Raw genomic sequence first — 20,558 nt, forward strand, 5'->3', positions numbered from 1 at the left:
TCCAATGAGCAAGTCCACTGCAATGAGCACCGACACCATGTTGGTGAAGGGCAAAAAACAGAAATCACAGATCATCCAGGCAATGGTTGAGGCCCTCTATCGCTTCAATCCCAAGGCGCTGTTTGGCAGCCCCATCCTGTTCACCCTCTGGCTGGCCGCAGTCATGGCGACCGTGGAGTCCCTGCTGGGGCAGCCTTTCTCCGGCGTCGCCCCCTCGCTGGCCTGGCAGCTGACCGCCTGGCTCTGGCTGACCCTCTGGTTTGCCAACTTCGCGGAAACCCTGGCCGAGGGGCGCGGCAAGGCCCGCGCCGACAGCCTGAAAGCGGGCATGAGCCAGCTCAAGGCCCGCCGGGTGGCTAACGCAAAAGATGGTCAGGGCGAATGGGTACCCGCCACCAGCCTGATGAAGGGGGATCTGGTGCTGGTACGCAGCGGCGAGATGATCCCGGCCGACGGCGAAGTGGTCGCTGGTATCGCCTCGGTCAACGAGGCCGCCATCACCGGCGAATCCGCCCCCGTCATCCGCGAGTCGGGTACCGACCGCAGCGGCGTGACCGGCAACACGACGGTCGTCTCCGACGAGATCTGGGTGCGCGTCAGCAACAATCCGGGCGAGAGCACGCTGGATCGGATGATTGCACTGGTGGAAGGGGCCAAGCGCCAGAAGACCCCCAACGAGATGGCGCTCGACGCCCTGCTGGTGGGCTTGACCCTGATCTTCCTGTTGGTAGTCGCCACCCTGCCCTGGTTCCTCGACTACAACGGCACCCAGGTACCGCGCCTCTACCTGATTGCCCTCTTTATCACCCTGATCCCGACCACCATCGGCGGCCTGCTCTCAGCCATCGGTATTGCCGGTATGGATCGACTGGTGAAGCTGAACGTCATCGCCAAGTCTGGCCGTGCCGTCGAAGCGGCCGGTGACGTGCGCACCCTGCTGTTGGACAAGACCGGCACCATCACCTTCGGCAACCGGATGGCCGACGAGTTGATCCCGGCACCGGGTGTCGACCCCGCCCTGCTGGCACAAGCCGCCATGCTGGCCTCGCTGGGTGACAACACCCCGGAGGGCAAATCCATCCTGACTCTGGCCAGCAAGAGCATGGCCAAGCCGAGTCAGCTGGAGAGCGACAAGGTGATCCCCTTCAGCGCCGAAACCCGGCTGAGCGGACTGGATCGCAACGGTCATCAATATCGCAAGGGTGCGGTGGATGCCGTGTTGAACTACCTCAGCCTCGACCGCAAGGCGGTGCCGGAGCTGGTGCTCAAGTCAGTCGACAGCATCGCCCGTCAGGGTGGGACTCCGCTGCTGGTCTGCACTCAGGAGAAACTGCTGGGGGTGGTCTACCTCAAGGACATCATCAAGCCCGGTATCAAGGCTCGCTTCCAGATCCTGCGCCATATGGGGATCCGTACCGTGATGATCACCGGAGACAACCCGAAAACCGCCGCCGCCATCGCCGCCGAAGCCGGGGTGGATGACTTCATCGCCGAAGCGACGCCGGAGAAGAAGCTCGCCTATATCCGGCAGGAGCAGGCCGATGGTCGCCTGGTCGCCATGTGCGGTGACGGCGCCAACGATGCGCCCGCACTGGCGCAGGCTGACGTGGGGCTGGCCATGAATGAGGGTACCCAGGCTGCCAAGGAGGCGGGCAATCTGGTGGATCTCGACTCCAACCCCACCAAGCTGCTGGACGTGGTGCTGGTCGGCAAACAGCTGCTGGTGACCCGTGGCGCCCTGACCACCTTCTCCATCGCCAACGACGTGGCCAAGTACTTCGCCATCCTGCCAGCCCTGTTCATCGCCGCCTACCCGCAACTGGGGGCACTGAACCTGATGCAGCTGGGCAGCCCGCAGAGCGCCATCCTGTCGGCCATCATCTTCAACGCCCTGATCATTGTGGCGCTGGTGCCGCTGGCGCTGCGCGGTGTCGACCTGAAAGGCTCGGCCGCCAGCCTGCTGCGCCGCAACCTGCTGATCTACGGTGTCGGTGGCCTGCTGGTGCCGTTTATTGGCATCAAGCTGATCGACCTGGTCATTACCGGCCTGGGTCTGGTGTAACGACATAACCGGGATGCGGGTCAGACCCGCATCCCCTGCCATCCATTTGGAGCAAGAGAATCATGATAGCAATCAGAACCCTGTTGACCCTGACCCTGCTGCTGGGAGTGGGTTATCCGCTGGCGGTGACCGGGCTGGCCCAACTGCTGTTCCCCTGGCAGGCCAACGGCAGCCAGCTCACCGACAGCAAGCAGCAACTCATCGGCAGCGCCCTGCTGGGGCAGAGATTCGAGCGGGCTGACTACTTCCATCCCCGCCCCTCAGCCAGCGATTTCAACACCATTGGCGGCAGCGCCAGCAATCTGGGGATGAGCTCACCGCTGCGGGCAGAGTTTGCCGAACAGGTGGCCAAGGCACAGCCTGGAACCCGCTCCCCCGCCATGCTGACCCGCTCCGCCTCCGGCCTCGATCCCCATCTGCCGCTGGATGCGGTGCTGGCTCAGGTCGACCGCGTCGCCAAAGAACGTGGACTGGATCCCGCCCAACTGACGGAGCAGGTCAAGTCGGCCACACAAGCTGGTATCCTTGGCCCGCAGGTGGTCAACATTCTCCAGCTGAATCTGCAACTGGATCATAAAAAGGGCGCCTGATGGCGCCCATTCCGGTTTGGTGATGACCTCGATTTTCGAAACGGGCGGTTGGCTCGATAGGGATAACAATGGCTGATGTAGCAAGCGCTGACGCCCTGCTGGCGAGTCTGATGCAGGAGCATGGGGATGCGTGATGAGGTAAGGGCCGACGCCCTGCTGGCGAGCCTGGAACAGGAGCACAAGGGCAAGCTGAAGGTGTTTCTCGGGGCCGCTCCCGGCGTGGGAAAGACCTACGCCATGCTGCAGGCTGTGCGGGAACAGGCCAAAGAGGGGGTCGACATCCTGATCGGCGTGGTGGAGACCCACGGCCGGCAGGAGACGCTGGCCCTGCTCGACAAGCTCGCCATCATGCCGCGCAAGATCCACATGCACCGCCAGCAGCGACTGGAGGAGATGGATCTCGACGGCCTGCTCGCCCGCAAACCGGCCATCGCCGTGGTGGACGAGCTGGCCCACAGCAACGCCCCCGGCAGCCGCCACGAGAAGCGCTGGCAGGATGTGGAGGAGCTGCTCAACGCCGGGATCGACGTCTACACCACCCTCAACGTGCAGCATCTGGAGAGTCTCAACGATCTGGTGTGGCAGCTGACCGGGGTCAGGGTGAAAGAGACCCTGCCCGATCAGGTGCTGCTGGAAGCCGATAGTCTGGTGCTGATCGACCTGCCCCCCAAGGAGCTGCTCGGCCGCCTCAAGGAGGGCAAGGTCTATGTGCCCCATCAGGCCAAGGCGGCACTGCAATCCTTCTTCTCCCTCAACAACCTCACCGCATTGCGGGAGCTGGCGATGCAGACCGCCGCCAGCCATGTGGAGGGCGATCTGCAACTGCAGTGGCAGGCAGCAGGCAAGAGTACCTTGCCGCTGCGGGGCAAGCTGATGGTCTGCCTCGGCGACCTGCACGGCTCGGCGCTGGTGCGCTACGGCCACCGCTTTGCCCAGCGCCGTCAGCTCCCGTGGCTGGTGGTGCATGTCGACAGCAATGGCCGCCGCTCGGCCGATGTGGAGCAGGCGCTGGCGCTCGCCTCCCACCTCGGTGCCAAGGTGCTGACGCTATCAAGCCCGGCGGTCGCCAACACCCTGCTGGAGACCGCCGAACAGCAGCAGGTCTCCCAACTGCTGCTCGGCAAACCCCACAAGGCGCCATGGCGTCGCTCGCTGGTGCAACACCTGCTCAAACAGGCGCAGGGGCTCGAAATCACGCTGGTCGATACCGAGAAGCAGAAGCCCGAAGTGGGGATGCGCGTCCCGACCCCGAAGGATATACACCACAGCCTGCTGGCAGTGGTGATCATGGGGATCACCTCGGCCGCCGCCTGGGGACTCTCCTACTGGCTGCCACCAGCAGCGTTGCCGCTCATCTTTGTACTGGGGGTGCTGGCGACTGCCCTCACCACCAGTCTGGTGCCCGCCACACTGGCGGCGGTGCTGGGCTTTATCGCCCACAATCTGCTCTTCACCGCCCCCTACTTCTCCCTGAGCGTCGCCAACCACAGCGACCTGCTCACCCTGTTTGTGCTGCTTATCGTCGGTATGACGGCGGGACGCCTCGCCTCCCGCCAGCGGCAACAGCTGATCGGTCTGCGCGAGACCCAGCAGCTGGGCAATGCCCTGCTCTCCCTCAGTCAGGGGCTGGCCACCGCCAGCAGCCCGGAGGAGGTGCTCAGACAAGGTGCCCAGGCCATTGCACTGGCGCTAGGCCAGCCGACCGTGGTGATTGACAAGGAGTTCAATGATCGGCTCGGCAACGAGAAGCACAGGCCCGGCCAGACCGACAAGGCGGCCATCGACTGGTGTCTGGCCCAGAAGCAGAGCGCCGGGGCCCACACTGCGACCCTCAATGCCGCCGAGGCCCAGTATCACCACCTCAGCGATGATCTGGTGATCGGCATAACGCTGGCCAATCCGCTCTCCTCCTCTGCCGAACACCAGCTGCAGGCGCTGCTCACCGACATTCGCGCCGCGCTGGCGCGGATCGACCTCAACGAGCGGCTGGCCGATAGCCAGCTACAGGCGGAGACCGACCGGATGCGCGCGGCCCTGCTCTCCTCGGTCTCCCACGATTTGAAGACGCCACTGGCGACCATCATGGGGGCAGGCAGCACTCTGCTGGAATATGGTGACCGGATCCCCGCCGAAGACCGTGACGAACTGCTCCACTCGGTGCAGGAGGAGGCGCGCCGCCTGCACAGCTATGTGCAGAATCTGCTGGATATGACCCGCATCGGCTCCCCCGACTTCCAGCTGAAACGGGACTGGGTCGATCTGGCGGATCTGGTGGAGAGCGCCCGCAAGCGACTCGACTCCTCCTGGCGCCAGCACAAGCTGCTGGTCCATTTCGATCAGCATGTGCCCCAGCTCTATGTCCATGGCGCCCTGATCGAGCAGGTGCTGGTCAACATCCTCGACAACGCCTCCCGCTACTCGCCGGCAGGCACCCCCATCGAGTTCAAGGTGATGGTGGCCGAGCCCGACCTCATCATCGACATCATCGATATCGGGGTCGGTATCGCCGAGTCGGATCGGGAGAAGATCTTCAATCTCTTCTACACCCAGCCGGTGGGCGATTGCGGCAGCCGTGGCACCGGGCTTGGCCTCGCCATTTCCCGCGCTATGATAGAGGCCCACGGCGGCAAGATTTGGGCCTTCTCCGGCCCCAATGGCAACGGAACCTGCATGCGCATCTCCCTGCCGCTCGCCCTCAATTCACCGGAGGTCTGATGGCTGACCGCCAGATCGGGTCAATCAGCCCCTCCCACCATTCGCCTCTGGAGGTTCGATGGCACACATTCTGGTCATAGATGATGAAGCGGCGATCCGTCGCTTTCTGCGGATCAGCCTGATTGCCGAGGGGCATCAGGTGAGTGAGGCGGTGGGGGTCAATGAAGGGCTGGAGCAGTATCGCCACCTCAACCCCGATCTGGTGATCCTCGATCTCGGTCTGCCGGATGGCGATGGCATTCAGGTGTTGCAGGCCATTCGCGAGCACCACCCCAATCCGGTGCTGGTGTTGTCGGCCCGCGATTCGGAGCAGGAGAAGGTGCGGCTGCTGGATGCCGGTGCCAACGACTACATGAGCAAGCCGTTTGGCATCGGCGAGATGATGGCCCGCATTCGCGTGCTGTTGCGCCAGCGGGCTGGTGTCAGCAGCGGCGAGCGGCGCCACTTCCCCCAATGCGGCCTGACGCTGGATGTCAGCAGCCACAAGGTGACCATGAAAGACGAAGAGATCCCCCTCTCCCGCAAGGAGTTCGCCCTGTTGCAGGCGCTGGTGTGCCACCCCGGCAAGCTGGTGATGCAGACCCAGCTGCTCAATGACATCTGGGGGCCGAGCCACAAGGAGGACACCCACTACCTGCGCATCGTCATCGCCAGCCTGCGCAAAAAGCTGGGGGATAACCCCCAGCAACCGACGCTTATCGAGACCGAATCCGGTATTGGCTACCGCTTTATCGGCAACTGACGTTTCACGTGGAACGACGCCCACAGCAAATCAGCGCCGACAGACCACAGCCACTCAGCAACAGGCCGAGATCCTGCAATCCGGCCGCCACCGCCAACCCCAGACTGAGCAGCAGGTAGTAGCCAAGCCCGAACAGGGCGCCAGCACTGCCAGCGACCTCGCGATAGGCCAGCAGCGCCTGACTCAGCACATTGGGGATAGCCAGCCCGAAGGCCACCACCACACCCATCATGGGCAACAGGAACCAGAGGCTGGACTGACTCGCCCAGACCAGCAGCCCGGCGACCAGCGCCAGAGCGCAAGCCAACCTGACCAGAGAGGACGGCTGCCACCCTCTCCCTAACAGATGCTTGTTGAGCAGGCCGCCGAGCAGAGTCGCTAGCGCCAGCAAGATCCCCGAGTAACCAAACTCGCCAGTGCTCAGCCCCAACCCAGCAAACAGGAACGGGGCCAGACTGTAGTAACCAAACAGCATGGTGTTGAACAGGGCAACCAGCATGGCACTGCGCCAGAGCCCACCATCTTTTATCATCCGGCACGCCAGCGGCCAGAGCGCGACTCGCTGGTTGGTGGCCGGGCGGGTTTCCGGCAACTGCCAGCAGGTCACCAGCAGCAAACCTACTGCCAGTACCAGCAGACCGCTGAACACTCCGAGATAGCCGAACCCGCTCGCCAGCTGGCCACCACTGAGCAGCCCCAGCACCGGGCTCAAGGAGAGCGCTATGCCCATCACCGAGAAGACCCGTGCCAGATCGCTGCCCTGATAGCTATCGCGCAGCATGGTCTGTGTCACCACGGATCCTACCGCAGCGCCAAAGGCCGAGATGACCCGGGCCAGCAGCAGGGTTTCAAACTGGTTGGCCAGCAGCGCCAGCAAGGTGCCGACGCCATAGGTGAGCAGACCCGCCAGCATGGCGGGACGCCGTCCGATCAGATCGCATAGCCGCCCCCAGCAGACCACGCCCACCGCAAACGCCAGAAAATAGACCGACAGGGTCTGGGATGCCTGCCCCTCGCTCACCCGAAACTGGCTGGCGATGTGGGTCAGTACCGGGCTGTAGATGGTCTCCACAATTTGGGGAAACATCATCAATCCCACCACCAGCCAGAGCGGTGGCAACTTGTTGTTCATGACAAACCTCCTTCACAAGAGGTCGCCAGTCTAGAGAGATTCAAATTGTCTGATTACAATAAGCAGGACTATAAACATCAAAAATCGGACATATGGCCTTTATTCTTCCCGATCACCCTTTTGACCCCGACCAGCTGACGGGCAGCGTGATCGGCATTGCCTCCGCGCTCGGTTGGCACGACTCGGGTCTGCATCAACATCAACGCCATCAGCTGCTGTTCGCCCAATCCGGCTGCATGACCATGGAGCTGGAAGGTCGGGTCTGCCTGCTGCCACCTACCCGCGCCGCCTGGCTGCCAGCGGGCACCGCCCACCGGGTACTGATGCGCGGCGTGGTGGCCTATCGCTCTCTCTACTTCCAGCCGCACCCCGAGTTGCCCGGCACGGTGGAGGTGCTGGCGGTCAATCCACTGCTGCACGAACTGATCGAGCGGATGGCGCTCTGGCCGTGGGACAAACCGCAAGAGCAGCAACAGCGGACGGTGGCACTGTTTATGGAGGAGTTGGGGCAGGCGCCGCGGGAGTCGTGGCAGTTGCCGCTGCCGACCGATCCCAGACTGGGCGACTGGCTACAGCAGTTGAAACGGGGGGATGCCCTGCCCGATCGGCTCAACCGGCTGGCCGAGCGGGTGGGTGCCAGTGACAAGACCATTGGCCGCATCTTCATGCGGGAGACCGGCATGAGCTATCAGGCGTGGCGTCAGCAGTGGCGGCTGTTGCGCGCCATGGAGCTGCTGGCAGAAAGCGAGCCCATCAGCCGGATTGCCGCTGCGCTGGAGTTCTCCAGCGACAGCGCCTTCATCAGCTTCTTCAAACAACATACGGGACAGACCCCCCTGCGCTACCTCAACTCTCGGGGTGAGTCGCCACAGCCTGACTCGCCTCCACCACCAGGGTATCCAGCGCCAGCGGCTTGAGATTGTGCAACGCATCCTGCACCACGGCATGAGATGCCTGTTGCAACTCGCTCTGCACATCTTGCTCCAGTTGGGCACTCTCCAGCTCGGGCCGCGGGTTTTCGTTGGCCATCACGTTCAGGCTCAGGGCACTCACAATCAGGGTAGCGATCAGGCTTTTCATCTGGTTTGCTCCGGTATGGTTGAGATGACCAGATAGCTATTCCAATAGTTGTGCCAATCCTCACGCAATTCATAACATGATGATTTTGTTTAAATTAACTATATCTCGATACCAAATTGAGTCGCAAAATGCATCCCGCTCGGTCATTTTTAAACCAACAGTTGGTGCTTTTAACCACGCTTGATTTTTGCACCATGTTCCACGTGGAACGTCCCATCTTTTTGATCGACACCCGCTTTTAAACTGAGCTATGGTGCTACATCCCCGTAACTCAAATCTGGATCTGTCACTGAATGGAATTTTCCTTGTTCGGCGAGAAGTTCACTCGCCACGCCGGTATTACCCAACTCATGGATGACCTCAATCAGGGGCTGACCAATCCGGACGCCATCATGCTGGGTGGCGGCAATCCAGCCCCCATCCCCGCCATGCTGGAACGCTTTCAGGCCGAGGCCAAGAGCCTGCTCGACAACGGCGAGCTGGTCAAAGCGATGGCCAACTACGACGGCCCACAGGGCAAAGACAGGTTCACCAAAGCGCTGGCAGCCCTGCTCAGCAAGGAGCTGGGATGGGACATCTCGGCCCGCAATATCGCCCTGACCAACGGCAGTCAGAATGCCTTCTTCTACCTGTTCAACCTGCTGGCCGGTGAATTTGCCGATGGCCGCAAGAAGAAGGTGCTGTTCCCGCTCGCCCCCGAATACATCGGCTATGCCGACTCGGCGCTGGCCGACGACTACTTCGTGGCCTACAAGCCCACCATCGAGAAGCTGCCCGATGGCCAGTTCAAATACCACGTGGATTTCGAGAGTCTGCAGGTAGGTGACGATATCGGGGTGATCTGTGTCTCCCGCCCGACCAACCCGACCGGCAATGTGCTGACCGACGAAGAGATCGAACATCTCGATCAGATCGCCCGCGACAAGGGAATCCCGCTGCTGCTCGACAACGCCTACGGCGTCCCCTTCCCGGGCATCATCTTCAGTGAGGCAAAGCCGTTCTGGAACGCCAATACCATCCTCTGCATGAGCCTCTCCAAGCTCGGCTTGCCGGGCACCCGCTGCGGCATCGTCATCGCCGACGAGAAGATCATTCAGGCCATCACCAACCTGAGCGGCATCATCAATCTGGCGCCGGGCAGTCTGGGGCCCGCCATCACCATCCCGATGATCGAGAGCGGCGATATCATCGCCCTCAGCGAACAGGTGGTGAAACCCTTCTATCAGCAAAAGGCAGAGCTGGCGGTGCAGCTGCTGCGCGAAGCGATCCCCGACCCGCGCTTCCACATTCACAAACCAGAAGGGGCCCTCTTCCTCTGGCTCTGGTTTGAAGGCTTGCCGATCCACTGTCAGGAGCTGTACGAGCGACTGAAGGCGAAAAACCTGCTGATCGTGCCGGGTCACTACTTCTTCCCCGGCATCGATGACCCCGAGTGGCGTCACAGCCAGGAGTGCATTCGCCTCAACTACTCCCAGAGCGAGAAGCTGGTGCGTCGCGGCATCGCTATTCTGGCCGATGAAATCAACGCCCTCTACGCTGGTTAATCCAATCCGGCGATACAAAAACAGAAAGGCCTGCAGATGCAGGCCTTTATTGTTTATCGCGATCCGGTTTGCTTAACCGGGCAACGCCAGTTGCTCGGGCTTACCGATGGGGATGGCGCGGGGCTTGAGCGCCTCCGGCAATTCGCGCGCCAGATCGATGGTCAGCAGACCATGCTCCAGCTTGGCACCCTGCACTTCCACGTGCTGGCTCAGCTTGAAGGCGAGCTCGAAGTCACGCTCGGCAATCCCCTGATGGAGGAACTGACGCTCACCGGCCGCAGCCCCTTTGCGCCCCTTCACCTTGAGGGTACCGTTTTCGGTCTCCAGCTCCAGCTCTTCGCGCTCGAAGCCAGCCACGGCGACCGTGATGCGATAGCCATCCTGATCGCGCTTTTCAATGTTGTACGGGGGGTAAGCGGCGGTCTTCTGCTCGAACAGACCTTCCAGCTCGCGGGCCATCCGCTCGAAGCCGACGGCGTTGGAATAGAGATGAGAAAAATCGAGGTTACGCATAATCCTATCCTTCTAATAAGCAACAGGTTCAACTCTCCACAGGCCCGTTATCGGCACCCGGGAAATTTTAAAATTTCAGTGAATTCGAGCTATCAGCCGTTGATCTCTATCTTGCGCGGCTTCATCGCCTCGGGCACTTCACGCACAAGCTCGATGTGCAGCAAGCCGTTTTTCAGGTCGGCCCCTTTCACCCGCACATAGTCGGCCAGCTGGAAGCGGCGCTCGAAACCACGTTCGGCGATCCCCTGATAGAGATAGTTGCGCCCGGTGTCGGCCTGCTTGTTGCCCTTCACCGTCAGCAGATTTTCCTGAAAGCTCAGCTCCAGCTCTTCCTGGGTAAAGCCCGCCACCGCCATGCTGATGCGGTAATCGTTGTCACCCAGCTGCTCGATGTTGTAAGGGGGATAACCGGCATTGCCATTGCTGGCCGCAGATTCGATGAGATTGGCCAGACGATCGAAACCGATGGCAGAACGATAGAGCGGAGAAAAGTCGATAGAACGCATAGTATTACCCTCTTGTGAGCGATAACGGATTGTTTGCCCTCCTGATGGACGGGCGCCTGGTCGAAACCTCTGTCGAGCGTTCCGGCCTTGTTACCTATATAGGGGCTCACTTTTTCCTTTCAAGGGGATTTTTTTCAAATTTTTAAAATGGCCGTGCCGACCTGTAGAACATCAACCTGTTGGCCCGATAGTGATGATAATCGACCCGTGGGCCACTGATGGCAATGCGCTCCGCACCCCATAATTGGTTGCATATCCACCAGCCAACATGGAGCCATCCCATGAAGATTACCCAGGTTCGCAACGCCACCTTGCTGCTCGACTATGCCGGCACCCGCTTTCTGATCGACCCCATGCTCTCGGCCAAGGGGGCCTTCCCCGGCTTTGAGGGCACCGCCAACAGCCAGCTGCGCAATCCGCTGGTCGAGCTGCCGCTACCGATCGATGAGCTGGTCGATGTGGACGCAGTGATCGTCACCCACGACCATCCCGACCACTGGGATGATGCCGCCAGAGCTCTGATCCCCAAACATCTGCCGCTCTTGGTACAACATCAGAAAGATGCTGATGCCATTCGTGCCAGTGGCTTTGAGGATGTGCGGCTGCTGAGCGACCAGCCCGAGTTTGCCGGCATTCGCCTGCAACAGACCGGTGGCCAGCACGGCAGCGACCCGTTGATGGCGGTACTGGGTGAGCGCATGGGAGAGGTATGCGGCGTGGTCTTCTCCCATCCCGATGAACAGAGCCTCTATCTGGCCGGTGATACCATCTGGCATCCCTCGGTCGAACAAGCCCTGCAACAGCATCAACCCGAGGTCATCATCCTCAACTGCGGCGATGCACAGGTGCCCGGACTCGGTTCCATCATCATGGGCAAGGAGGATGTCGCCGCCGTTTATCAGGCTGCACCGCAAGCCACGCTGATCGCCAGCCATATGGAGGCGGTCAACCACGCCGTGCTGTCACGCCAGGAGCTGCGCAACTATCTGGCGAAACGGGGCATGATGGATCGGGTACGGGTGCCGGAAGATGGCGAGGCGATATCGCTGTGATCCGCAGGGGGGCCATGCCAGACATGGCCCTTCGGCTTTCACTGCCGAACGCTTATGATGAGAGGCCTGCGCGCAGAGAGGAGTCAACATAATGCCCACCCCGATCGTTGCCGTGGTGACCTTCGATCACTTCAGCCCTTTTCACTGCGCCGTCCCCTGCCTCATCTTCGGCGACATCCTGCCGGGCCAGCCGCTGTTCGAGCTCAAGATCTGCTGCGGTGATGGCAACCGCCACGCACACTCGGCGCAAGGCTTCACCATTCAGGCGCCCCATGGGCTGGAGGTGCTGGCCGAGGCGGAGATCATCGTCATCCCCTTCTGGCATGACCCGGCAGCCCGACCACCCGCAACGCTGCTCGATGCCCTGATTGCCGCCAGAGCCAGAGGTGCCCGACTGGTCGGGCTCTGTCTCGGCACCTATGTGCTCGCCTACGCCGGGCTGCTCAATGGTCGCAAAGCATCGACCCACTGGGAGTACGAGCAGGATTTCTGCCGCCGCTTTCCCTGCGTGCAGCTCGATACCAATGCCCTCTATGTGGATGACGATGGGCTGGTCACCTCGGCAGGTACTGCCGCCGGGCTGGACTGCTGCCTCTATCTGGTGCGCCAGTACCACGGCTCAGCCATCGCCAACAAAGTGGCGCGGCGGCTGGTGATCCCGCCTCACCGGGAAGGGGGTCAGGCCCAGTTTATCGAGCAGCCGGTGCCCACCTCCACCCGCGATGTCCGGATGAACCAGTTGCTCGATCACCTGCGTGCCCATCTGGCCGAACCCCACACCCTGGATTCTCTGGCGGCCCACACCCTGATGAGCCGCCGCACCTTTACCCGCCGTTTTCATCAGGCTACCGGCCTCTCGGTGGGTGAATGGCTGCTGGCGGAGCGGCTCAGGCGCAGTCAGGAACTGCTGGAGGTAAGCGGCCATTCCATCGATCGCATCGCTGAGCTGGTCGGCTTCAAGAGTGCCACCTCTCTGCGCAACCACTTCCGTGCCCGCTTTGCCATCTCCCCCAGCGAGTGGCGACGATCTTTTCGCGGAAACAATATCTGATGACATCCTCTATACCCGCTCACTCCGCTATGGCAGGCTAACCAGAAATCCCGAGGAGTAATCCCATGTCCCGTTCCGAACGCCTGCTGGCCCTGCTCCAGCTGCTGCGCGGCCACCGTTACGCCATAACTGGCGCGGAGCTGGCCAACCAGCTTGGCATCAGCCTGCGCACCCTCTATCGGGATATCGCCACCCTGCAGGCGCAAGGTGCCCATATCGAGGGTGAACCGGGGATCGGCTATGTGCTGCGTCCCGGCTTCATGCTGCCGCCATTGATGTTCAGTGAAGAGGAGCTGGATGCGCTAGTGCTGGGGTCACGTTGGGTCGTCGCCCACGGTGACGGAGCCTTGAGAGCATCGGCCAGCAGTGCGCTGGCCAAGATAGAAGCCGTACTGCCAGCCGACTATCGCCAGCAGCTCCAGAGCAATGCCCTGCTGATCGGCACCTCCCGCAGCGACCGCCTCACCGATGAAGCCCCGCTGCGCTGCGCCATCCGCCAGCAACGCAAGGTGACCCTGAGTTATCGTGACCTCAAGGATGAGGCCTCTGAGCGTACCGTCTGGCCCTTTGCCCTCGGCTACTTCGAACAGGTGCGGGTACTGGTAGCCTGGTGCGAACTGCGTCAGGGCTTTCGCCACTTTCGGGTCGATCGCATCACACGGATGCAGCCGCAAGATTGCCGCTATCCCAAAAGCAGAGAGAGCCTGCTGAAGGAGTGGCGCCCCACCCAGCAGATCCCGCAACCCAGATTCATTGCTGACAGAAACTGACAGCAGGTAGCACCATGCTGACGGGGTCTGCGCCAATGCGCCATCTCATCAGCAAGGAGCATCACCATGTTAGTCCCCCAGTTCACCATCCTCTACGTTACCAACCCGGCCCGCAGCGCGCTCTTCTACCGCGAGCTGTTCGGGCGTGAACCGGTGGAGGAGTCACCTACCTTTGCCATGTTCGTGTTCGAGTCAGGCGCCAGACTGGCACTCTGGTCCAGCGCCACTGTTGAACCTGCCGTGACCCAAACGGCCGGAGCGATGGAGCTGGCCTTCGCCCTCCCCGATGATGATGCCGTCGATCGCCTGTCTGCCGAATGGCTGGCACGCGGGCTCACCCTGATCCAGGCGCCGACCAAGATGGAGTTTGGCTACACCTGCATGGCCCTCGATCCGGATGGCCATCGTCTGCGCCTCTACTGCCCGGCACCTGAGCTGCTGGGGTAATCCGGTTCAATGTTCCACGTGGAACGAGCAACATCCTCCGCCAGAAAAGCAAAAAGCCGCTCACAGGGAGCGGCTTTTTTATATCGAGCTGACAGCGTCGATTATACGTCGAGGTTGGCCACGCGCAGGGCGTTGGTCTCGATAAAGTCACGACGGGGCTCAACGGCATCACCCATCAGGGTGGAGAAGAGCTGGTCAGCACCGACGGCGTCGTCGATGGTGACGCGCAGCATGCGGCGGGCTTCCGGATCCATGGTGGTTTCCCACAGCTGGTCCGGGTTCATCTCACCCAGCCCTTTATAGCGCTGGATGTAGATGCCGCGTTTGCCTTCGCCCATCAGCCACTCGACGGCTTCCACGAAGTTGGCAACCGGTTTGACCTTCTCGCCACGCTTGATGAAACCACCTTCCTCGATCAGGTTGGCGATCTCCTTGCCCAGCGAGACCAGCTGACGGTACTCACCGGACTGCAGGAAGTCGTAGCTGAGCGGATATTCGCGGTCGACACCGTGCTGACGTACCACGGCGTGCGGCACGTACAGGCTGCGCTCTTCGTCACGACGAACCTGGATCTGGTACTGGATACCGTGGTTGCTCTCGTTGAGCACGGCTTCCATACCCTGACACCAGGCCAGCAGATCGCTCTCGCTGTTCAGCAGCGCTTCGTTCAACTCCGGCTGATAGATCAGCTGGGTCAGCACGGCTTCCGGCGCACGACGAGACATACGGGTGATCAGGTGAGTCACCGAGCGGTGCTGGTTGACCAGACGCTCCAGCGCCTCGCCACCGATGGCCGGGGCAGACTCGTTGACGTGCAGGGTAGCACCATCCAGCGCCATGGCGGTCTGGTACTGCAGCAGCGCGTCTTCGTCTTTCAGATACTGCTCCTGCTTGCCCTTCTTCACTTTGTAGAGCGGCGGCTGGGCGATGTAGACGTAGCCACGTTCGATGATTTCCGGCATCTGACGATAGAAGAAGGTCAGCAGCAGGGTTCGGATGTGCGCACCATCGACGTCCGCATCGGTCATGATGATGATGTTGTGATAACGCAGCTTGTCCGGGTTGTACTCGTCGCGACCGATACCGCAACCCAGTGCGGTGATCAGGGTGCCCACCTCTTGCGAGGAGATCATCTTGTCGAAACGGGCCTTCTCTACGTTCAGGATTTTACCCTTGAGCGGCAGGATGGCCTGGTTTTTACGGTTGCGACCCTGCTTGGCGGAACCGCCAGCAGAGTCCCCTTCCACTATGTAGAGTTCGGAGAGAGCCGGGTCTTTTTCCTGACAGTCAGCCAGCTTGCCGGGCAGACCGGCGATATCCAGCGCGCCTTTGCGGCGGGTCAGTTCGCGGGCTTTGCGGGCCGCTTCGCGGGCACGGGCCGCATCGATGATCTTGTTGACCACGATCTTGGCATCGCCCGGGTTTTCCAGCAGGAAGTCGGCCAGCTTCTCACCCATCGCCTGTTCAACGGCGGTCTTCACTTCGGAAGAGACCAGCTTGTCTTTGGTCTGGGAGGAGAACTTGGGATCCGGCACCTTGACGGAGATAACGGCAATCAGACCTTCACGCACGTCGTCGCCACTGGCGGCAGACTTGGCCTTCTTGCTGTAGTCCTCTTTGTCCATATAGGAGTTCAGAGTACGGGTCAGCGCGGTACGGAAGCCAACGAGGTGAGTACCACCATCCCGCTGCGGGATGTTGTTGGTGAAGCAGTAGACCCCTTCCTGATAGGCGTCGTTCCACTGCATCGCCACTTCAACGCCGATACCATCCTGCTCGGTGGTGAAATGGAACACCTTCGGGTGGATCGGGGTCTTGTTCTGGTTCAGGTATTCAACGAACGCCTTGATGCCACCCTCGTAGCAGAAATGCGCCTCGCGGCCATCACGCTCGTCTTGCAGACGGATGGAGACACCGGAGTTGAGGAAGGAGAGCTCGCGCAGGCGCTTGGCCAGGATCTCGTAGTGGAACAGGGTATCGCTGAAAATGGCAGGGCTCGGCCAGAAACGAACTTCAGTACCGGTGCCGGTGCTGTCGCCAATCTGCTTGAGCGGCGCTTGCGGCTCACCCAGATGATAGGTCTGTTCGTAGACGTGGCCATTACGACGAATGGTCAGCAACAGCTTGTCAGAGAGCGCGTTAACGACGGAGACACCCACGCCATGCAGGCCGCCGGATACCTTGTAGGAGTTGTCATCAAACTTACCGCCTGCGTGCAGCACGGTCATGATGACCTCTGCGGCGGAGCGGCCCTCCTCCTCGTGCATGTCTACCGGGATACCCCGGCCATTGTCACGCACAGAGACAGAACCGTCGGAATGGATCTTGACCAGAATATCGGAGCAGTAGCCAGCGAGCGCCTCGTCAATGGAGTTATCGACGACCTCGAACACCATGTGGTGCAGACCCGAGCCATCATCCGTATCGCCGATATACATCCCCGGGCGCTTGCGGACCGCATCCAGGCCCTTCAGCACCTTGATATTCGAGGAGTCGTAAGTATTTTCACTCATAGCTTACTCTCTGCCTTCTCTAACGTTTCGGAGATTTTACCCTGTTCCACGTGGAACAACTTGCAGTCATTCGCATCCATCATGTCTGCGAGCTGACCGGTGTCGATGGCGGTGATAAACACCTGGGACGCACACTGCTTCAGCCTTGCGGCCAGCAAGCGGCGCTTGTCGACATCCAGTTCAGAGGCAAAATCGTCAATTAAAAAAATACAGCCACGGCTGCTATGTTGATTCAAATAGAGCCCTTGGGCCAGTCGCATGGCGCAGACCAGCAACTTCAGCTGACCCCGGGACAAAATATCCTGAGCGGGTACCCCGTTCGCCTTGAGGCGCACATCGGCTTTCTGTGGACCGACACCGGTATAGCCCAGCGCCCGATCCCGCTCAAACCCCGCCTCCAGCAGATCGCCGAGGGGAGTATCTTTCTCCCAGCCTCGGTAAAAGCCGAGACTGATATCGAATTCCGGCAGAAAATCCGCCGTCATCTCCTTGATCAGGGGCGTAATGGCCTGACAATAACTGGCGCGAAACTCGGCCAGCTCACCCCCCAGCCGCACCAGCTCCTGATCCCAGAACGCCAGCTGGCGGTACTGGGTGCTCTGGCGCAGCAGCGCATTGCGCTGTTTCAGCAGCCGCCGCACTCGCCCCCACAGGGCAAAGAAGGTCGGCTCCTGATGGAAAACGCCCCAATCGAGCCAGGCGCGGCGAGCCTGAGGCCCGCCCGTCAGCAGGTTGAAACCATCGGGATGGATCAACTGCACCGGCAACAGCTCCGCCAAATCGGCCAGCCGCTGGGCCTGCGCCCCGGCAATCTTGAGCTGGGTCTCGCCACTCTTGTCTTTGGCAAGACCGATCGGAACCTGACGCCCCTCCAGCTCACACTGGGCAAACAGGGTAAAGGCCCTCTCCCCCTGGCGGATTACCCGCCCGGTCAAATGAGTGCGAAAGGAGCGCCCCAGCCCAAGGTAGTGAATGGCTTCCAGCACGCTGGTCTTGCCGCTGCCATTGCACCCGACCAGAATGTTGAGGCCGGGCGACAGCTTGAGACTGGCTTGCTGGATATTGCGAAAGTCGCTGAGCTGGAGTTTGACCAGGGACACGACTAGATCCGCATCGGCATCACCACGTACTGAGCATCCTGATGTTCAAAATCCTCAATAATGGCACTGCTGATGGAATCGCTCAGGCTAATACGAATTTGGTCACATTTTAACGTATTCAGCACGTCGAGCACATAAGAGACGTTAAAGCCGATCTCCATCTCGCCAGCGGCATATTGTACGTCAAGCAGCTCTTCGGCTTCTTCCTGTTCCGGGTTGTTGGCGGTGATGCGCAGCAGGTTTTCCTGCAGATTGAGACGCACCCCACGGAATTTCTCGTTGGAGAGGATGGCGGCGCGGGCAAACGCCTGACGCAGATCCTCACGGCCGGCGATCAGGGCCTTGTCGCTGTTGCGCGGAATGACGCGGCGCCAGTCCGGGAAGCGGCCATCCACCAGCTTGGAGGTGAAGATGAAGCCGTCGAGGGCAGCACGCAGGTTGCTGCGGCCGATCTGCAGCCGCACCGGCTTGTCTTCTGCTTCCAACAGACGCACCAGCTCCAGTACCCCTTTGCGCGGCAGGATAACTTGATGATCGGGCAGCGATTCCCCTACTACCTCGCGGCGGCAGGTGGCCAGACGGTGACCGTCGGTCGCCACGGTGCGCAGACCGTGACCTTCGCTCTCGAACAGCATGCCGTTCAGGTAGTAACGCACGTCCTGGCTGGCCATGGAGAACTGGGTCGCATCGATCAGCTTCTTCAGCTCCAGCTGGCTGATATCGAACTCGAGCACGGATTCCCAATCCTCGATGTTCGGATACTCGGTCGCCGGCAGGGTCGAGAGGTTGAAGCGGGAGCGACCGGACCGGATGATCAGGCGCTCGCCTTCGGTATTGAGACGGATCTCGGCGCCTTCCGGCAGACCACGGCAGATATCCAGCAGCTTGCGCGCCGGTACTGTGGTGCGGCCATCTTCGCTGGCCCCGTTCAGATAGACCTGACCGATCATCTCTACTTCGAGATCGGTGCCGGTCAGTGACAGCAGACCGTTGCTGACATCAAGCAGCACGTTGCCGAGGATCGGCAGGGTCGGTCGGCCGCCGAGGGCGCCGGACACCAGTTGCAGAGGACGTAACAGGGCCTCACGGCTAATTTCGAGCTGCATCTGTGCTCTCCGTTGTGATTAGGAGGAAAAGATTCGGATCAGGTTGGAATATTCGCGCTGCATCTGTCCACTCGATTCCGTTATCAGGAAGAAAGGGTACGGATCAGGTTGGAATAGTCCTCCTTGATGTCGTGACTCTCCTCCTTCAACTGCTCGATCTTGCGGCAGGCATGAAGAACGGTAGTGTGGTCACGGCCACCAAAGGCATCACCTATCTCCGGCAAACTGTGGTTGGTCAGCTCCTTGGCCAGTGCCATCGCCAGCTGGCGTGGACGGGCAACGGAGCGGGAACGACGCTTGGAGAGCAGATCCGCCAGCTTGATCTTGTAGTACTCCGCCACCGTCTTCTGGATATTGTCGATGGTGACCAGCTTCTCCTGCAGTGCCAACAGGTCGCGCAGCGCTTCGCGCACGAAATCGATGTTGATGGCACGGCCGGTGAAGTTGGCGTTGGCGATCACCCGGTTGAGGGCGCCTTCCAGTTCACGGACGTTGGATCGCAGACGTTTGGCGATGAAGAAGGCCACTTCGTCCGGCAGATGGATCTGGTTCTCATCAGCTTTGCGCATCAGGATCGCGACGCGGGTCTCCAGCTCCGGCGGTTCGATCGCCACGGTCAGGCCCCAGCCGAAGCGGGACTTGAGGCGATCCTCGACACCGTTGATCTCCTTCGGATAGCGATCCGAGGTCAGGATGATCTGCTGATTACCTTCCAGCAAGGCATTGAAGGTATGGAAGAACTCCTCCTGGGAGCGCTCCTTGTTGGCGAAGAACTGGATGTCATCGATGAGCAGGGCATCGACGCTGCGGTAGTAACGCTTGAACTCTTCAATGGCGTTGTTTTGCAGCGCTTTCACCATGTCCTGAACAAACCGCTCGGAGTGCATATAGATGACTTTGGCATCTTTTTTACTCTCCTTGATGGCATTGCCAACGGCGTGCAGCAGGTGGGTTTTACCCAGGCCAGTGCCGCCATAGAGGAACAGCGGGTTGTAAGCACCACCCGGATTGTCCGCTACCTGACGGGCAGCCGCACGCGCCAACTGGTTGGACTTACCCTCGACGAAATTCTCGAAGGTATAGTTCACGTTGGTGTTGCTCTTGTGGTTCGGCTCGGGCTTGGCTTCAGCCTTGCTTTCCCAGCTCTTCTGCAAGTTATTCACAGGCGCGGCACCCTGTACCGGCGCTCTGGCGACAGCAACAGGATGGGGACGATTGCCTATATCAAAACGCAGGGCGGGGCCGTCGACCCCGCAGAGTTCGTTGATGATGCCGTTAACCCGGATGAGATACTTGTCTCGTACCCAGTCCAGAACAAAGCGATTCGGTGCATACAGGGTCAGAGTATTGTCACTCAACTCCGCTTGAAGCGGCCGGATCCACATGCTGAATTCTGCCGAGGGCAACTCATCTTGCAGCCGGTTAAGGCACTGCTGCCATAGCGAAGCAGTCACTCTAAACTCCTGTCGATTGATTAACTAAAGACCGGCTATTCTACGTTTTTAGCCGCCGGATCTCCAGCCATCGCCCGGTGGATCCAGCAAATAAGATCCTTGACTTTCAAGGATCCAGCGCCTTTGGATCGGATTTCATCCCCAAAGTTACCCACAGCTTGATCCACCGTCCGGATTGGTC

Annotated in this window: 18 protein-coding genes; 10 read left to right on the forward strand and 8 right to left on the reverse strand. The window is 60.7% G+C overall.

The genetic code is table 11. The annotated features are described in order from the left end of the window. Positions 1-4 precede the first annotated feature (4 nt). The 4 genes from kdpB (at position 5) to AB5Y67_RS00240 (ending at position 6,109) form a co-directional block, all read left to right on the forward strand. A complete protein-coding gene (gene kdpB / locus AB5Y67_RS00225; RefSeq protein ID WP_047439857.1) occupies positions 5-2,062 on the forward strand; it encodes a potassium-transporting ATPase subunit KdpB in 2,058 nt (685 codons plus the stop codon). A gap of 62 nt (positions 2,063-2,124) precedes the next feature. After that, the gene (locus AB5Y67_RS00230) at positions 2,125-2,652 is read left to right on the forward strand and encodes a potassium-transporting ATPase subunit C (RefSeq protein ID WP_199428004.1); all 528 of its coding nucleotides are present in this window, start codon (positions 2,125-2,127) and stop codon (positions 2,650-2,652) included. A 126-nt stretch (positions 2,653-2,778) separates the two neighbouring features. Continuing rightward, positions 2,779-5,367: a sensor histidine kinase KdpD gene (locus AB5Y67_RS00235; protein WP_199428003.1), complete on the forward strand. Its 2,589-nt coding sequence runs from the start codon at positions 2,779-2,781 to the stop codon at positions 5,365-5,367. 58 nt (positions 5,368-5,425) lie between these two features. Next, positions 5,426-6,109: a response regulator gene (locus tag AB5Y67_RS00240; RefSeq protein WP_005357169.1), complete on the forward strand. Its 684-nt coding sequence runs from the start codon at positions 5,426-5,428 to the stop codon at positions 6,107-6,109. A gap of 4 nt (positions 6,110-6,113) precedes the next feature. On the opposite strand, the gene AB5Y67_RS00245 is transcribed toward AB5Y67_RS00240, so the two are convergent. Further along, the gene (locus tag AB5Y67_RS00245; RefSeq protein ID WP_199428002.1) at positions 6,114-7,241 is read right to left on the reverse strand and encodes a multidrug effflux MFS transporter; all 1,128 of its coding nucleotides are present in this window, start codon (positions 7,239-7,241) and stop codon (positions 6,114-6,116) included. A gap of 92 nt (positions 7,242-7,333) precedes the next feature. On the opposite strand from AB5Y67_RS00245, the gene AB5Y67_RS00250 reads away from it, so the two are divergent. After that, on the forward strand, positions 7,334-8,158 hold the full coding sequence (locus AB5Y67_RS00250) for a helix-turn-helix domain-containing protein (RefSeq protein WP_199428001.1): 825 nt from the start codon (positions 7,334-7,336) through the stop codon (positions 8,156-8,158). On the opposite strand, the gene AB5Y67_RS00255 is transcribed toward AB5Y67_RS00250, so the two are convergent. Continuing rightward, positions 8,088-8,321 (reverse strand): hypothetical protein, encoded by a 234-nt coding sequence (locus AB5Y67_RS00255; RefSeq protein ID WP_005342304.1) that lies wholly within the window; start codon positions 8,319-8,321, stop codon positions 8,088-8,090. The genes AB5Y67_RS00250 and AB5Y67_RS00255 overlap by 71 nt on opposite strands. Before the next feature lie 293 nt (positions 8,322-8,614). Here AB5Y67_RS00255 and AB5Y67_RS00260 point away from each other — a divergent pair, with 293 nt between their 5' ends. Further along, positions 8,615-9,865 (forward strand): valine--pyruvate transaminase, encoded by a 1,251-nt coding sequence (locus AB5Y67_RS00260; protein WP_150390021.1) that lies wholly within the window; start codon positions 8,615-8,617, stop codon positions 9,863-9,865. Between the two features lie 72 nt (positions 9,866-9,937). On the opposite strand, the gene AB5Y67_RS00265 is transcribed toward AB5Y67_RS00260, so the two are convergent. Then, on the reverse strand, positions 9,938-10,378 hold the full coding sequence (locus AB5Y67_RS00265; RefSeq protein ID WP_005339297.1) for an Hsp20 family protein: 441 nt from the start codon (positions 10,376-10,378) through the stop codon (positions 9,938-9,940). 92 nt (positions 10,379-10,470) lie between these two features. Next, a complete protein-coding gene (locus tag AB5Y67_RS00270) occupies positions 10,471-10,884 on the reverse strand; it encodes an Hsp20 family protein (protein WP_005339298.1) in 414 nt (137 codons plus the stop codon). A gap of 281 nt (positions 10,885-11,165) precedes the next feature. On the opposite strand from AB5Y67_RS00270, the gene AB5Y67_RS00275 reads away from it, so the two are divergent. From AB5Y67_RS00275 to AB5Y67_RS00290, 4 genes are all read left to right on the forward strand, one after another. After that, complete coding sequence (locus AB5Y67_RS00275) at positions 11,166-11,936, forward strand: MBL fold metallo-hydrolase (RefSeq protein ID WP_150390022.1); 771 nt, start codon at positions 11,166-11,168, stop codon at positions 11,934-11,936. Positions 11,937-12,027: 91 nt separating this feature from the next. Next, positions 12,028-12,987, forward strand: coding sequence for a helix-turn-helix domain-containing protein (locus AB5Y67_RS00280; RefSeq protein WP_150390023.1), 960 nt, complete (start codon positions 12,028-12,030; stop codon positions 12,985-12,987). A 65-nt stretch (positions 12,988-13,052) separates the two neighbouring features. Next, complete coding sequence (locus tag AB5Y67_RS00285; protein ID WP_064339082.1) at positions 13,053-13,757, forward strand: YafY family protein; 705 nt, start codon at positions 13,053-13,055, stop codon at positions 13,755-13,757. Positions 13,758-13,823: 66 nt separating this feature from the next. Next, complete coding sequence (locus AB5Y67_RS00290; protein ID WP_064339081.1) at positions 13,824-14,204, forward strand: VOC family protein; 381 nt, start codon at positions 13,824-13,826, stop codon at positions 14,202-14,204. 101 nt (positions 14,205-14,305) lie between these two features. On the opposite strand, the gene gyrB is transcribed toward AB5Y67_RS00290, so the two are convergent. The 4 genes from gyrB to dnaA form a co-directional block, all read right to left on the reverse strand. Beyond that, entirely contained in the window at positions 14,306-16,717 is a 2,412-nt protein-coding gene (gene gyrB, locus AB5Y67_RS00295) for a DNA topoisomerase (ATP-hydrolyzing) subunit B (protein WP_005357188.1), read from the reverse strand. Next, entirely contained in the window at positions 16,714-17,817 is a 1,104-nt protein-coding gene (recF, locus tag AB5Y67_RS00300) for a DNA replication/repair protein RecF (RefSeq protein ID WP_005339305.1), read from the reverse strand. The genes gyrB and recF overlap by 4 nt, the downstream gene beginning before the upstream one ends. A 2-nt stretch (positions 17,818-17,819) precedes the next feature. Further along, entirely contained in the window at positions 17,820-18,923 is a 1,104-nt protein-coding gene (gene dnaN, locus AB5Y67_RS00305) for a DNA polymerase III subunit beta (RefSeq protein ID WP_005339306.1), read from the reverse strand. An 83-nt stretch (positions 18,924-19,006) separates the two neighbouring features. Next, entirely contained in the window at positions 19,007-20,377 is a 1,371-nt protein-coding gene (dnaA, locus tag AB5Y67_RS00310) for a chromosomal replication initiator protein DnaA (RefSeq protein WP_005339307.1), read from the reverse strand. Positions 20,378-20,558: the final 181 nt, after the last annotated feature.

The sequence above is a fragment of the Aeromonas sp. s12 genome, from assembly GCF_040907925.1.
GTDB lineage: Bacteria > Pseudomonadota > Gammaproteobacteria > Enterobacterales > Aeromonadaceae > Aeromonas > Aeromonas veronii.